The following is a 13,581-nucleotide window of genomic DNA, read 5'->3' as shown; positions in this document are numbered from 1 at the left end:
TCCCACCAAATTTGGTCAGACCACGCACTTGCAAGTATGGAAATAACTTGCTTATGTGAATTTGGAGGAGCGGGAACGGCCTGTCCATAGGGCTGCCGCTGACCGACCAAAGGGAGAATGACCATGAAGAAACTGCTTGCCGGTATTGCCGCCGCAGCCCTGATGACCAGTGCCGCGCTGGCCCAGGACATCACGCTGGGCCTGTCTGTGGACCAGTTGTTCGAAAGCCGTGTCGGCGTGAACGACGCCATCAAGGCCGAGGCCGCCGACCGGGGCTATGGCCTGATCGAGGTCGTGGCCGACGGCGACGCACAGGCGCAGAACGCGCAGATCCAGTCGCTGATCACCCAGGGCGTCGACGCCATCCTGGTCTGCGCCGTGGACCAGAACACCATCGAACGCGCCCTGATCGCGGCCAAGCGCGCGGGCATTCCCGTCGTCGCCTATGACCGTGACCTGCCCGACAGCCAGGTCGTCGCCGCCTTCGTCGGTCCCGACTCGCTGATCGATGGTCGCTTGGCCGGGGAATACATGGCCAATGCGTTGAAGGATCGCGCAGGCGAAATCGTCCTGGTCGAGCTGATCGGCGCGCTCAACGATCAGAACGGCATCGACCGTTCGGCAGGCTGGCGCGAAGAGATCGCCAAGCTGGACAACGTCAAGATCATCGAAGTGCCGACCGACTGGGACAGCTCGCGCGCCTTGTCGGGCACGCAGAACGCGTTCCAGGCGAACCCGGACATCGACGGCGTCTTTGCTGCCACCGACACGCATTTCCCCGCGGTCGAGACGGTTCTTACCGACATGGGCAAGCTGGGCGGTGAAGGCGATGACCGCGTCATTCTGACCGGCATCAACGGGTCGGGCGACGGCTATGCCGCCGTCACCGGTGGCACCGCCGACGCCTTTGTCGTGATGAACCTGGACCAGACCGGGCGCACCGCCGTGGCCCTGGCCGCCGATCTGATCGCCGGCAAAGAGGTCCCGCGCGTCAACGTGATCGGGGGCGCCATCTATGACGCCGCCGGTGCCGAGGCGAACAAGGCGTCCATCTGGGGCGCCAAGTAAGACGATGGGATGAGGGCACCCGGCCGGGTGCCCTCGTTCGTGTCTGCGGATCCTGTCATGCTGTCTACGTTGCAATCCAAGCTGCGGGCCTATCCAGCCGTGCCCATCGTGGTCGTTCTGGTGCTGGCCTTTTCGGTGCTGTCGCCCTTTTTCCTGACCGGGGGCAACATCGAGGCGATGCTGGCCGCCAATTCCGTGGTGCTGATCGCCGCGCTCGGCATGACCTTCGTGTTTCTGGCAGGCGGTATCGACCTGTCGATCGCCACCATCATCAGCCTGAGCGCTGTCGTCTCGGGCCTGGTGATGGGCGCGACCGGCAACGTGGCCCTGGGCGCAGTCGTCGCCGTTGCGGTGGGCGGCGTGGTCGGCACGGTCAACGGGTTGCTGATCGGCTACGGCGGGCTGACGCCGTTCATCACGACAATGGCCACCGGGCTGATCGCGCGCGGGCTGGCATTCGTGTTGTCCTCGGGCGTCGCGGTCAAGGGCACGCCGTTCTGGCTGCTCGACTTTTCGTTCTGGGTCTGGCTGGGCCTGCCTGCCGTGACCTGGGTGGCGCTGGTCTTCGTTCTGGCCGCGGGCCTTGTGCTGAGCCTGACGACCTGGGGCCGCAACATCTTCCTGACCGGGTCCAACCCGGCGGCGGCGCGGTTCGTGGGCCTGAACGTGCCGCGCATCACCATGAGCGTCTATCTCGTGTCCGGCCTGTTGGGCGGGGTCGCGGGCTTCATTTCCATCGCCAACCTGGGCAACGCCATTCCGGGCGTGGGCGATACGCTGCTGCTGATCATCATCGGGGCGGTCGTGTTGGGCGGCACCTCGATGGAGGGGGGCGACGGGTCCATCTTTCGCACGCTTCTGGGGGTCGCGATGCTGTCGGTTCTGGTCAACGGGCTGAACCTGCTGGGCATCCCGTTCTATGACCAATTGATCGTGCAGGGCGTGTTGATCTTCGTGGGCACCTGGCTGGCCACCCATTTCACGCGGGGGCGGGCATGAGTGATCCGGTGCTGAGCGCCCCCGTTCTGAGTGCGCGGGGCCTGTCCAAGGCGTTTTCCGGCAAGACTGTCGTCGACGGGCTGTCTTTCGACCTGCGGCCCGGCGAGGTTCTGGCGCTGGTGGGGGAAAACGGCGCGGGCAAATCGACGACCAAGAACATGCTGTGCGGGTTGCTGGCACCTACGTCCGGTGAAATCCTGGTCGAGGGGCAGGCGGTCGAGAAGATCGACGGCGACACCCACGGCGTGTCCGCCGTGCATCAGGAGCTGAGCCTGTTCGGCGCCCTGACCGTGGCCGAGAATATCTGCATCGGGCATCTGCCCGGTCACCCGGTGGCGGTGAACTGGCCTGAGGCGTCGCGGATCGCGCGGGCGCAGCTGGACATCCTGGGCATGGAGATCGACCCCGCCGCGCTGGTGTCGTCCCTGGGTGCGGGCAAGCAACAGATCGTGGAGATCGCCAAGGCCCTGCTTCAGGCGAAACGCGTCTTGATCCTGGACGAGCCGACGACGTCCCTGACTGCGCCGGAACGCGCCAAGCTGTTCGATATTCTCGACACGCTCAAGGCGCAGGGGCTGGCCATCGTCTTCATCTCGCACTTCATGGAAGAGATCTTCCGCGTCTGCGACAGCTACATCACGCTGCGTGACGGGGTGCAGGTGGGGGCCGGCAAACTGGCCGATGTCACCCAGGCAGAGCTGGAATCGATGATGGTGGGCCGCGCCATCGGCGAGACCCGCATCGACCCCGGCCCGCCGGGCGACGATGTCGTGCTGGAGGCGCGGGGCCTGTCATCGGCGGATTTCGAAGGCATCGACCTGAACGTGAAACGCGGTGAGGTCGTGGGCCTTGCCGGTCTGATGGGGGCCGGGCGGACCGAAGTGGCCGAAGCGATTTTTGGCCTGCGCCCGACCGACGGAGAGGTTTGGGTCGGCGGCGAAAAGGTCGCGGCCAATGTCGAGGCGATGAAGGCGCGCGGCGTCGTCTATGTGCCCGAGGATCGGCGCGCCAACGGCTTGTTCCTGAACCGACCAGTGCGCGAAAACCTGTCGGCCGCAGCATTGATGCGTTTCGTCAAACGGGCGATCAGGGGCCTTGGCTTTGGCGGGGAAGGGGCGCGTACCCGTGCCCTGGCCGAGGAAATGAACGTGGCGTTGCCGCACATCGAAAACCCTGTCGCGGACCTGTCGGGTGGCAACCAGCAAAAGGTTCTGCTGGGCCGCTGGCTGGCGACGGACCCCAAGGTGGTCATTTTGGACGAACCCACCAAGGGCGTCGACATCGGGGCCAAGTTCGACATCCACGCCCAGGTGGAGGCGCTGGCCCAGGGGGGGACCGGCGTGTTGATCGTGTCCTCGGACCTGCCGGAGCTTTTGAACACGGCGCACCGCATTCTGGTCATGCGCAAGGGCCGTATCGTCGGTAGTTTCGACCGGGCGGATTTCGACCCGGCCAAGATCATCTCGCTTGCGGCGAGTGGCGGAAAGGCGGCCTGACATGGAGGCTCTGAAACAGACCCTATCCAGGCAGAAATGGCTGCCTATCGCGGTGGCGACGGTCCTGCTGGCGCTGCTGTTGTCGGTGTTGTCGCCTGTGTTCCTGACCCTGTCCAACGGGCAGTCGATCCTGGTGCAATCCTCGGTCACGGCGATCATGGCGATCGGGATGGCCTATATCATCATGACCGCGGGCATCGACATATCGATCGGGGCGATCCTGTTCTTTACCTCGGCCCTGTTCGCGCAGCTGATGCTGGACACCGGATCCTATCCGCTGGCCTTTGCCGCCGCGATGATCTGCGCGACGGTGCTGGGCGGGTTGAACGGGGTGCTGATCGTGGTGTTCCGCATGTCCCCCCTGATCACGACGCTGGCGACCTATTCGATCTATCGCGGCATGGCGATCCACCTGACGGGGGCGCAAAACATCCCGGTCCCGCGCGAAATGGGGTTCCTGGGCAACGGGCGCATCCTGGGCCTGCCTGTGCCGATCCTGATCTTGATCCTGATCTTCGTGGTGGGGGTCTACCTGATGACCCGCACCCGGTTCGGTGTCTATGTCCGGGCCATCGGAGACAATGCACGGTCGGCGCAGGAAACCGGTCTGCCGATCCGGTCGACGACGGTGGCGGTCTATGCCATCGGCGGCTTTGTCACCGGGATCGCGGCGCTGATCCTGCTGGCGCGGGTCGGGGGCCTGCAATCGGGCATCGGGATCGGCACGGAGTTCACCGTCATCGCCGCCGTCATCCTGGGCGGCACCAAGCTGACCGGCGGATCGGGCAGCGTGGTGGGCGCCGTGATCGGGGCGGTGTTCCTGGTGCTGATCGACAACGGGCTGAACCTGATGAACGCCTCGCCCTATATCTATGACGTGGTGCGCGGTTCGGTGTTGCTGGCCGCCGTGGTGGTGGACCGTTGGTCGGCCCTGCGCGGGGTTGCCGCCGACCGGGCGGCCCGCCGCGCCCGCCTGAAGGAAACCACCGCCTGAGGAGGAAACCGGCCATGTCCCGCATCGTCACCATCGCCCACGACAATGACCGCCTGTCCGCGACAGAGGGTCCGGCCCCCGATCTGACACCGTTGGAGGGGCTGGCCGTCGATTATGCCAATCTGGCCGAGGTGCGCGGCGTGATCGTTGCGCGGGGCCGCGTGGCCCCGGGGGCCGAGGTGCCGGCCCATGCCGGGCCGTCTGATTATCTGCTCTATGTCCTGTCGGGGCAGGGAGTTCTGACGCTCTGCGATGCCGACGGGGTCGAGACGTCGCGGTTGACCTATGCGCCCGGGCGATTGATCGTTTTCCCGCCGGACGCGCAGCATGGCTGGATCAACGGTGACGGTGATCCGCTGGAATGGTTGGGCATCGACCTGTCGGGACTTTGAGGCATTGATCGCAAGGGCCTGGGGCGTCTAGGCTGTCCCATGGCCGCGCACTTCCACCCCCGTGAATGCCGCACCCTTGTCGTGCTGGGCCGCCTGCGCGGGCACCCGCATGAAAAGGTGCATGAATGGTGGCCTCCGCCCGCTGTCTGAGCCGACATGATTCTCAGACAAGACGGAGGGGACGATGCATCCCGAACTGACGACCGAGGCCACGGGCCTCACGATCCGCTGGCCCGATGGCGTGACCGGCACCTATCCCTATATCTGGCTGCGCGACACCGATCCCGCCGGATTCCACCCCCAGACCGGAGAGCGGGCGTTCGACCTGACCTCTGTGCCGCTGGACATCATGGCCGAGGATGTGGCGGTGTCAGGCGGCGGGCTGGTCCTGCGCTGGCCGGGGGCCGACAGGCCCAGCCGCTTTGACCTGGAGTGGATTCGCGCCAACCGGCCCGGTCAGCGCCGCGCCGATGCCGCCGACATCCCACCGGTGCCCTGGCGGGCCGAGATTGCGGCCGAGGGCATCCCCCGTGCCGATGCGCAGGCGGTGCTGACGGATGATGCAGCGCTGGCCGACTGGCTGGCGGTGACCAAACGCTACGGCCTCGCCATCGTGACCGGCTTGCCCGATGATCCCGAGGCGGGCGTCGCGGTTGCCCGGCGTGTGGGTCACCTGCGCGAGACGAACTTCGGCACCACCTTCGAAGTCGTGTCCAAGCCGGACCCGAACAACCTGGCCTATACCGCCGATGCCCTGCCGCTGCATACCGACCTGACCAATCAGGACCTGCCGCCCGGCTATCAGTTCCTGCATTGTCTGGCGAACGAGGCGGCGGGCGGCGGCTCTACCTTTTGCGACGGCGCGGCGGTGGCAGAGGATCTGCGGCTGCGCGACCCCGCCGCGTTGGATCTGCTGGTGCGGGTGCAGGTGCCATTCCGTTTTCACGACGCGGACACCGACATCCGGGCGCGCAAACCGGTGATCCGGACCGATGCCGATGGACGCGTGACCGAGGTCTGTTTCAACGCCCATCTGGCGGACATTCTGGACCTGCCCGCCGAAGAGATGACCGGATTTTACCGGGCGTATCGGGTGTTCATGCAGATGACGCGCGATCCGGCCTATGGCATCGCGCTGAAACTGTCGGGCGGGGAAATGGTGGTCTTCGACAATCGCCGGGTGATGCACGGGCGGCAGGCGTTCGATCCTGCAACGGGGTTCCGACGGCTGCGGGGGTGTTATGTCGATCGCGGCGAATGGGACAGCCGGATACGGGTTCTGGCCCGCTAAAGCGTCAGGATCAGGGGGCAGTGGTCCGAGACCTCGGGCGCGCGCACCACAACGAAGGCATGGACGGCCCCGGGGTCGTCCACCGCCATGTAATCGGCGAAGCGCGCGGGTTTGGGGTAGTGGCTGGTCCGCGTGCCGAGATGGCCGCCCTCCGTGACCAGTTCGGTGAAGCCCGCGTCGCCCAGCAGGGTCAGCGTCTGGCTGTCCGGGCCCACGTTGAAATCGCCGCAGAGGACGCGCAAATCGCCTGGCTCGCTCACCCGATCCGACAGGGCAATGAGGCGGCGCGCCTGGGCCGAACGCTCCGGCGTGTCGTGCTTGCCCGCAAGATCGCGAAGGCCGTGCATCTGCGTCACCGACACCGCCCGGTTCGCGTCGTGGTCCCATATCCGAACCGCATGGGCCGTGCGCGATCGGGGGTGCGCGCCGTAGCCGTCGGTGCCGTAGTGGCCATGCACAAAGCCCTGCGCCTGGGCGATAACCGGCAAGGACCGGTGCACAAAGGTCGCGAGGCCCCAGAACGAGGGCACCGCTTCGTCGTCGTCCCACAGAACGCCTCGTGCGGCGGGGCAGAACATCGCCTGATGCTCCGGCAGGGCGGCCTGCATGTCGCGCAGGGAGTTGGCGCGCTGCGGCAGCACGTGGTCGCCGTCGCGATAGGTGAGCCAGTCGCGGGCGGTTCCGGGGCCGTGCACGACCTCCTGCAGGCAGAGCACCTCGGGGCGCTCCGCCGTCAGATAGGCCGCGATCTCCGCGTGGAGCGTGCCGCCCCATCCGTTCAAACACATGATCCGCATGACGCCCCCCCCGGCACAGGTTTAGCCTTGTGGGACCGGAGGGTCAGCCCTCGATCACGATCTTTCCAAAGGCCTCGCCCCGCGCCATGGTCGCCAGCGCCTCGCCTGTCTCCGACAGGGGGAAGCGGGCGCCGGTCAGGGCTTCGAAGTCGATGGCCCCGGCCTCGACCAGCTGGACGGCCTCTTCGAATTCGGCGTTGAACTGGAAAGAGCCGACGATCTGGATTTCGCGCAGCATGACCAGATGCAGCGGCAGGGTCGCCTCGCGGACCTGAAGGTTCGACAGGATCGACAGCACGCCCTTGCGGCGCAGCGCCTTGATGCCAAGCGCAAAGGCCGGCAATGCGCCCGACGCCTCGATCACCTTGTCGAAGGTGCCGTCGATTTCTGCCTCGTCGAACTGTCCGCCGATCAGGGCGTGGGCCGCGCCCGCGCGCAGGCCGACCTCGGTGGCCTGTTCGCGCAGGTCGAGGCAGGTCACCTCGGCCCCCCGCGCGGCCGCACCCGCGATGGCCAGCAGGCCCATGGGGCCGCAGCCGGTGACCAGCACCTTGTCGCCCTTGGTCACGCCCGCCTTGTTGAGGGAATGCAGCGCGCAGGCCAGCGGTTCGGCAAAGGTCAGATGGCGCGGGTCGACGCCATTTGCCACCGGGCGGCACTGGGCGGCGGGGTGGTCGATCACCTCTCGGAAAAAGCCGTCCAGATGCGGGACCGTGGTGGCGGAGCCGGGGAATTTCTTGGCGGTGCACAGGTTCACTTCGCCCCGCGCGCAAGCCGGGCAGATGCCGCAGTTCATGATCGGGTTCAGCGCGACCAACTGCCCTACGGCCAGCCCGCTGTCGCCCGGATCGGTGACGGTGCCGCAGCCCTCGTGGCCCAGGGTCACCGGGTTGCGCAGAACGAAGCCCGCGTTGGCGAAGTCCTTGTAATAATGCAGGTCGGTGCCACACAGGCTGGCGGCAGCCAGGCGCAGGCGGACGTGACCGGGGGCCAAGGGGCCGGGCGTGGTCTGTTCCACGGCAATGGTTTTGGCGGCGGTCAGGCGGGTGGTGAGCGTGGTCATGATGCGGTCCTAAAAGCCGATGGCATAGCCGCCGTCGACGGGCAGATTGACCCCGTTGACATAGGCCGCCTGATCGGAGGCAAGGTAGTGGATGGCGTTGGCGATATCTTCGGGCGTGCCAAGCGCGCGGGTCGGGATGCGGCCTTCGATCTTGGCTCGGCGGGCCGGGTCCTTTTCCAGGATCGCGCGGGTCATGTCGGTCAGGATGAAACCGGGCGAGACGGCGTTGCAGCGGATGCCGAATTCGGCGGCATCCACCGCGACGGACCGCGTCAGACCAACCACGGCCGTCTTGGCTGTGACGTAGGCCGCGGCAGACGGCAGCGCCATGATCGCGCCCATGGAGGCCACGTTGACGATTGCCCCGCCGGTGTCCCGGTGCAGCGCGACATAGCGCCCGCAGGCCACGAACATCGCCTTTACGTTGATGGTCAGCACGTGGTCGAGTTCGGCGTGGGTCACGTCCCAGATGGGTTTCTTCAGGTGCACGCCCGCATTGTTGACCAGCACGGCGGCGGGGCCGTGGTCGGTGTGGATACGGTCGATGAACGCCGCCTCGGTGTCGGCGGCGATGTCGTGTTCATGAAACGTCACACCCTGCAACGCGGCGGCGTCACCTGGCGTGCGGGCAACGACATGCACGTCGTATCCGGCGGCAAGGAAGCGTTTGGTCTGGGACAGGCCGAGGCCCTTGTTGCCCCCGGTGATGATCGCGATGGGCATGGGTCAGGCTTTCGTGCGGTGGTGGCGGTAGGCGGTGTCGAGCTTGGCCAGCGTGGCCTCGACCGACCAACCCTTGCGGAAAAAGGCGGGCATGATTTCGCAGGCGTCGTCAACAAAGCCCAGAAACCAGGGGTCGCGGGGCCGGGTCCAGGCGGTGTCGATGGTCTGGAACCCGCCCTTGAAAAAGGGCGCGACGGTCGGGTCGGATTGCTGCGCAAGCCAGGTGTGGCGATTGGCGGGCTGTCCCTGATTGGCGAGGTAGACGCCCGATTGCACCGGCTCTGACGCGATCCAGGCGGCAAAGGCCTGCGCGGCGTCGGGGTGGGCGGTCCGAGCCGACACGCCGATGCCAGCGCCCCCCAGGATGGCGGCGGTGCCGTCGTGTCCCGCGCTGTGGGGCAGGTCGAAATAGGCCAGCGGATGGTCCCGAAAACCGGGGCGCACATAATTCACATACCCGAACAGGCAGGGCGAGCAGGCGAAGTCGTCGGTGGTCGACAGCGCCTCCAGCACCTTGATCGGGTTCATGTCGACGGCTTCGTCCGGGCCTAGGTCATAGAGCGCGCGCAGGATCGTCAGGGCGTAGAGGCCGTTTTCCTCGGACACGAAGCGATCCGGCGAGATGGGCATCTTGGGCGCGCCGTGCCCGGCCACAAGGGTCATGAACTGGTCGAAGGCATCGACCGGCAGGAGCGGGGTGAGCGCCCGGAACCGCCCGGCATCGGGGGCCAGGAACGATTCCCACGTCGCGGGAAGGGCGGTGGCCAGATCGGGGCGGTGCACGGCCATCTGACAGGCGGCGTCGATGGCATAGGCCCAGCATTGCCCGTTCCAGAGATAGCTTTCCGCGGACCCACCCAACGAGGCCCCGGCATCGCCCGGCGTGTCCAGCGGCAACAGAGCCCCCGTTTCTGCAATCAGACCGACGTGGGGATGATCCAGCACGATCAGGTCGTAATCGCGGGCCAGATCCTCGATCGGCGCATCGGCAAAGGCCTGAAGCGACCGCTTGTCCCAATGGATCGTGACGCCGGTGTCGGCGGCATAGACCTCGGACGCGGCGACCACTGGCGCATAGCCGCGCGGGTGGTCCCAGGTCATTCCCTTCAACTGCATTCTATTCTCCCTCACTAATTTCCACATATCAAAGTTACTTTCCAATACGCAAACGAAATGCTACGACATCCGCGACGGACACGCCGGGGAGGACCGGCGCACCGCATCAGGAGGGATACCCATGACCATCAAGACCATCGCCGCTGCCGCGTCCGCGGTTCTGCTGGGGGGCCTGTCTGCGCAGGCTGCCGATTACGAATTCCGCCTTGCCCACGTGACCTCCGACAAGGAGCCGTTGCAGCAGGCGATGGAGCGATTCGCGGACCAGGTGGAGGCGCGGACCGACGGCGCCGTGTCCATCGACATCTTTCCGAACGCGACGCTGGGCACCAACCCCGAGGTATTCGAGCAGGTCCGCGCCGGTGCCCCGATCATCACCATTTCCGACCCCGGTTACCTGTCGGACTTCGTGCCCGATTTCGGCGTCCTGGGTGGCCCCTACCTGATGGAAGACCCGCGCGATTTCACCAAGATCGTCGAAAGCGATCTTTACGCCGGGCTGTCCGACAAGCTGCGCGCCGAAGCGGGGATCGAACTGCTGGCCCTGAACTGGCTGTTCGGGTCGCGGCACATGCTGTCGGATGTCGCCATTTCCAACCCCGATGACATCGCGGGCATGACCTTCCGCACGCCGCCGAACATCATGTGGGTCGAGACGTTCAACGCCATGGGCGCGCGTCCGACGCAGCTGGCCTGGTCGGAGGTCTATTCGGGCCTGTCCGCCGGGGTGGTGGACGGGGCCGAGGCGCCGCTGCCGTCGATTTTCGGGGCCAAGCTGCACGAAACCAAGAGCACGATTTCCCTGACAGGCCACTTCAAGGGCTTCACCGGCCTGATGATGAACGCGGACGTTTTTGCCGGCCTGCCCGCCGACATTCAGACTGTCATGGCCGAAGAAGCCGTCGCGGCGGGCGTGTTCATGACCGACCTGATGCTGAACTCCGAAGAGGAGTGGATCGCCAAGCTGGAGGCGGAGGGCATCACCTTTAACCGCGATGTCGATGTGGCGGCGTTCCAGGCGGTGACGGCGGATGTCTACACCAAGTTCCCCGACTGGTCCGACGGCTTGTACGATCAGGTCCGTTCGATCCTCGACAACTGATCTACGGGGTTTCCCGCCCATGGATCGGTTTGCACTGCTGCTCCGCCGAGCAGAGGTGACGGTGGCGGGGACCGCGCTTGCGGTCCTCGTCCTGTCGGTTCTGTGGGGGGTGCTGACGCGCTATGTCACGGAACGCCCCGCGGTCTGGACGACAGAGCTGTCCGGCATCTTGTTCACCTGGGTCGTCTTCCTCGGGGCGGCCACGGCCTTCCGCGACGGGCGGCACATCCGGGTCACGATGCTGGTCGATCTGCTGCCCGAAGCGCTGGCCGTCTGGGTGCGACGCCTTGGCGATGCGCTGGTGTTGGCCTTTCTGATCTACTGCACCTGGCTCAGCTTTGTGATGATGGGCAAGGGTGCGACCCGGCCCTCGCCGGTGATGGATATCCCGTTCAGCTATGTCTACCTGGCCTGCGCCATCGGGTTCGCGGTCATGTCCGCCTCGGCGGCGCTGCGCCTGATCCGGCCCCGTCCCGACACCCCGGCGGAGGATCTGCTGTGACGCTTCTGCCTGCCCTTCTGTTGTTGCTGTTCATTGCCATTGGCGTGCCCGTGGGCCTGGCCATCGGCATGGCGGCGATGATCTTCTTTCTGACCTCGGGGGCGATGCCGCCCGAGATCTTTATTCAGCGGGCCGTCGCGGTCACGCATTCCTTTCCGCTGCTGGCGATCCCCTTGTTCGTGATGACCGGTGTGGTGATGAACCGCGCGGGCATCACCACCCGCATGATGGCCTTTGCCGAGGCGATGACCGGCCATTGGCGCGGCGGGCTGGCGCAGGTCAACGTGCTGCTGTCGACCTTGATGGGCGGCGTTTCGGGGTCGGCCAATGCCGATGCGGCGATGCAGGCCAAGGTGCTGGTCCCCGAGATGACACGTCGAGGCTATGCCGCGCCGTTCAGCAGCGCGGTCACGGCCTGTTCCTCGATCATCTCGGTCATCATTCCGCCGGGGATCGGCCTGATCCTTTATGGGTTCATGGGCGACGTCTCCATCGGACGGCTGTTCCTGGCGGGCATCGTGCCGGGTGTTCTGATCTGTGTCGCGATGATGGTCACCGTCGCCTGGCAGGCGCGGGTTCTGGACCTGCAACCGGCATTTCCCAAACGGAAGACCTGGGCCGAACGCGGCGCGTCGCTGCGCGGCGCGGGGTTGGCCCTGCTGGTGCCGGTGGGCATCGTGGTCGGCATCCGTTTTGGCTGGTTCACACCGACCGAGGCCGGGGCCATGGCCGTCTTGTTCGCGGTCTTCGTGGGCGTTCTGCACCGCGAACTGTCCTGGCGCGACATCGCCCCGATCCTGACGCAGACGTTGGAAGCGACGGCGATCATCCTGCTGGTGATCTGCATGGCCAACGCTTTCGGGTTCTACATGACATGGGAACGCATCCCGTCGACCGTGGCGGATGCGATGACGGCGCTGACGTCCAACCCGATCCTGCTGTTGTTGATCATCAACCTTCTGCTGATCTTCGTCGGCATGTTCATCGAAGGGTCCGCCGCGCTGATCCTGCTGACGCCGATCCTGGTGCCCGTGGTGACCGAGGTGGGCGTGGACCCGGTGCATTTCGGCGTGGTCATGGTGCTGAACCTGACCATCGCGGGCGTCACGCCGCCCTTGGGCACCCTGATGTTTACCACCTGCGCGATCACCGGCGTGTCGATTCCGGCGTTCATCCGGGCCGCGTTGCCGTTCTACGCGCTGCTGATGGTGATGCTGCTGATCCTGACCTTCGTGCCGGGGCTGTCGCTCTGGCTGCCTGATGCGCGTTTTGACTTAGGAAAACCATGACCGAGACCCCTGACGGATCCGTCCGCTTTGAAACCAACGGTGCTGTGGGCGAAATCGTGCTGGACCGTCCGGCCAAGCACAATGCGCTGACACCCGAGATGTATCGCGGGATAGCCGCCGCCTGTACCGCCGCCGATGCGGATGACACGGTGCGCGTGGTGATCTTTCGCGGGGAAGGGGAGCGCGCCTTTTGTGCCGGGTCCGACATCAAGGCGCTGGAGGGCTACGCCGATTTCTGGGCCTGGCGGAACCGGTTCGACTACCTGCCGCCGATCCGGGGCCTGCGCAAACCGGCGATTGCCGCCGTCAAGGGCTGGGCGCTTGGCGGGGGGCTGGAAATCGCGCTGGCCTGCGACTTGCGGGTGGTGTCGCGCACGGCCGTTTTCTCTGCGCCCGAGGTGCAGCTGGGCTGGAACGGCGCGGGTGGTGCCGCGCAGCATCTGACCCGGCTGTGCGGATACGGTCAGGCCATGCGTATCCTGTTGACCGGCGACCGGTTCGACGCCGAAGAAGCCGCGCGCATCGGCATGGTGGAGTACCTGGTCGACCCCGGAGAGGAGCTGACCCGCGCCCGCGCGGTCGCCGAACAGATCGCCGCGCATTCCACCGTCGCGACCCAGGCCGTCAAATCCGCCGTGCGCGGGGCCATGGATCTGAGCGTCGATCAGGGGCTGCGCCTTGAGAATGAGCTCATGTCGCTCTGTTTTGCCAAGGTGGAAGCGGCTAAAAGGGACGGAACCCCCTGACCC

General features: G+C 66.1%; 14 protein-coding genes. 10 read left to right on the top strand and 4 right to left on the bottom strand.

From position 1 onward, the window contains the following. Positions 1–123 precede the first annotated feature (123 nt). From K3551_RS19460 to K3551_RS19435, 6 genes are all read left to right on the top strand, one after another. Positions 124–1,068 (top strand): sugar ABC transporter substrate-binding protein, encoded by a 945-nt coding sequence (locus K3551_RS19460; protein WP_259920388.1) that lies wholly within the window; start codon positions 124–126, stop codon positions 1,066–1,068. A 57-nt stretch (positions 1,069–1,125) separates the two neighbouring features. Then, a complete protein-coding gene (locus tag K3551_RS19455) occupies positions 1,126–2,067 on the top strand; it encodes an ABC transporter permease (protein WP_259920386.1) in 942 nt (313 codons plus the stop codon). After that, positions 2,064–3,563: a sugar ABC transporter ATP-binding protein gene (locus tag K3551_RS19450; protein WP_259920383.1), complete on the top strand. Its 1,500-nt coding sequence runs from the start codon at positions 2,064–2,066 to the stop codon at positions 3,561–3,563. Before K3551_RS19455 ends, K3551_RS19450 begins: the two co-directional genes overlap by 4 nt. Position 3,564: 1 nt before the next feature. Next, positions 3,565–4,557 carry an ABC transporter permease gene (locus K3551_RS19445; protein ID WP_259920381.1) on the top strand — a complete coding sequence of 331 codons (993 nt, stop codon included), beginning with the start codon at positions 3,565–3,567 and terminating at the stop codon, positions 4,555–4,557. A 14-nt stretch (positions 4,558–4,571) separates the two neighbouring features. Next, positions 4,572–4,949: a cupin domain-containing protein gene (locus K3551_RS19440; protein WP_259920379.1), complete on the top strand. Its 378-nt coding sequence runs from the start codon at positions 4,572–4,574 to the stop codon at positions 4,947–4,949. A 184-nt stretch (positions 4,950–5,133) separates the two neighbouring features. Then, the gene (locus K3551_RS19435) at positions 5,134–6,240 is read left to right on the top strand and encodes a TauD/TfdA family dioxygenase (RefSeq protein WP_259920377.1); all 1,107 of its coding nucleotides are present in this window, start codon (positions 5,134–5,136) and stop codon (positions 6,238–6,240) included. On the opposite strand, the gene K3551_RS19430 is transcribed toward K3551_RS19435, so the two are convergent. Genes K3551_RS19430 through K3551_RS19415 form a run of 4 tightly spaced genes read right to left on the bottom strand, consistent with a single transcriptional unit; the run spans position 6,237 to position 9,939 of the window. Beyond that, positions 6,237–7,037 carry an endonuclease/exonuclease/phosphatase family protein gene (locus tag K3551_RS19430; protein ID WP_259920376.1) on the bottom strand — a complete coding sequence of 267 codons (801 nt, stop codon included), beginning with the start codon at positions 7,035–7,037 and terminating at the stop codon, positions 6,237–6,239. The two genes, K3551_RS19435 and K3551_RS19430, sit on opposite strands and share 4 nt — an antisense overlap. A gap of 43 nt (positions 7,038–7,080) precedes the next feature. Next, positions 7,081–8,100, bottom strand: coding sequence for an alcohol dehydrogenase catalytic domain-containing protein (locus tag K3551_RS19425; RefSeq protein WP_259920375.1), 1,020 nt, complete (start codon positions 8,098–8,100; stop codon positions 7,081–7,083). A gap of 9 nt (positions 8,101–8,109) precedes the next feature. After that, positions 8,110–8,823, bottom strand: coding sequence for an SDR family NAD(P)-dependent oxidoreductase (locus K3551_RS19420; RefSeq protein ID WP_259920373.1), 714 nt, complete (start codon positions 8,821–8,823; stop codon positions 8,110–8,112). 3 nt (positions 8,824–8,826) lie between these two features. Further along, positions 8,827–9,939, bottom strand: coding sequence for an extracellular solute-binding protein (locus K3551_RS19415; protein WP_259920370.1), 1,113 nt, complete (start codon positions 9,937–9,939; stop codon positions 8,827–8,829). Between the two features lie 121 nt (positions 9,940–10,060). On the opposite strand from K3551_RS19415, the gene K3551_RS19410 reads away from it, so the two are divergent. From K3551_RS19410 to K3551_RS19395, 4 genes are read left to right on the top strand one after another with little or no spacing between them, the layout of a single operon-like run. Next, complete coding sequence (locus tag K3551_RS19410) at positions 10,061–11,041, top strand: C4-dicarboxylate TRAP transporter substrate-binding protein (protein WP_259920367.1); 981 nt, start codon at positions 10,061–10,063, stop codon at positions 11,039–11,041. A 19-nt stretch (positions 11,042–11,060) separates the two neighbouring features. Next, a complete protein-coding gene (locus K3551_RS19405; protein ID WP_259920365.1) occupies positions 11,061–11,543 on the top strand; it encodes a TRAP transporter small permease in 483 nt (160 codons plus the stop codon). After that, on the top strand, positions 11,540–12,832 hold the full coding sequence (locus K3551_RS19400) for a TRAP transporter large permease (protein WP_259920362.1): 1,293 nt from the start codon (positions 11,540–11,542) through the stop codon (positions 12,830–12,832). The genes K3551_RS19405 and K3551_RS19400 overlap by 4 nt, the downstream gene beginning before the upstream one ends. After that, positions 12,829–13,578, top strand: coding sequence for an enoyl-CoA hydratase/isomerase family protein (locus K3551_RS19395; RefSeq protein ID WP_259920360.1), 750 nt, complete (start codon positions 12,829–12,831; stop codon positions 13,576–13,578). The genes K3551_RS19400 and K3551_RS19395 overlap by 4 nt, the downstream gene beginning before the upstream one ends. The last annotated feature ends 3 nt before the right edge of the window (positions 13,579–13,581 follow it).

The sequence above is a fragment of the Jannaschia sp. M317 genome, assembly GCF_025141175.1.
Taxonomy (GTDB): Bacteria; Pseudomonadota; Alphaproteobacteria; order Rhodobacterales; family Rhodobacteraceae; genus Jannaschia.
Note: the sequence above shows the minus strand (reverse complement) of the source record. Positions and strands in the feature narration are given on the sequence as shown.

Coding starts and splice junctions, on each gene's coding strand:
- K3551_RS19460 (WP_259920388.1), top strand. CDS start 124: ATGAAGAAACTGCTTGCCGGTATTGCCGCCGCAGCCCTGATGACCAGT.
- K3551_RS19455 (WP_259920386.1), top strand. CDS start 1,126: ATGCTGTCTACGTTGCAATCCAAGCTGCGGGCCTATCCAGCCGTGCCC.
- K3551_RS19450 (WP_259920383.1), top strand. CDS start 2,064: ATGAGTGATCCGGTGCTGAGCGCCCCCGTTCTGAGTGCGCGGGGCCTG.
- K3551_RS19445 (WP_259920381.1), top strand. CDS start 3,565: ATGGAGGCTCTGAAACAGACCCTATCCAGGCAGAAATGGCTGCCTATC.
- K3551_RS19440 (WP_259920379.1), top strand. CDS start 4,572: ATGTCCCGCATCGTCACCATCGCCCACGACAATGACCGCCTGTCCGCG.
- K3551_RS19435 (WP_259920377.1), top strand. CDS start 5,134: ATGCATCCCGAACTGACGACCGAGGCCACGGGCCTCACGATCCGCTGG.
- K3551_RS19430 (WP_259920376.1), bottom strand. CDS start 7,037: ATGCGGATCATGTGTTTGAACGGATGGGGCGGCACGCTCCACGCGGAG.
- K3551_RS19425 (WP_259920375.1), bottom strand. CDS start 8,100: ATGACCACGCTCACCACCCGCCTGACCGCCGCCAAAACCATTGCCGTG.
- K3551_RS19420 (WP_259920373.1), bottom strand. CDS start 8,823: ATGCCCATCGCGATCATCACCGGGGGCAACAAGGGCCTCGGCCTGTCC.
- K3551_RS19415 (WP_259920370.1), bottom strand. CDS start 9,939: ATGCAGTTGAAGGGAATGACCTGGGACCACCCGCGCGGCTATGCGCCA.
- K3551_RS19410 (WP_259920367.1), top strand. CDS start 10,061: ATGACCATCAAGACCATCGCCGCTGCCGCGTCCGCGGTTCTGCTGGGG.
- K3551_RS19405 (WP_259920365.1), top strand. CDS start 11,061: ATGGATCGGTTTGCACTGCTGCTCCGCCGAGCAGAGGTGACGGTGGCG.
- K3551_RS19395 (WP_259920360.1), top strand. CDS start 12,829: ATGACCGAGACCCCTGACGGATCCGTCCGCTTTGAAACCAACGGTGCT.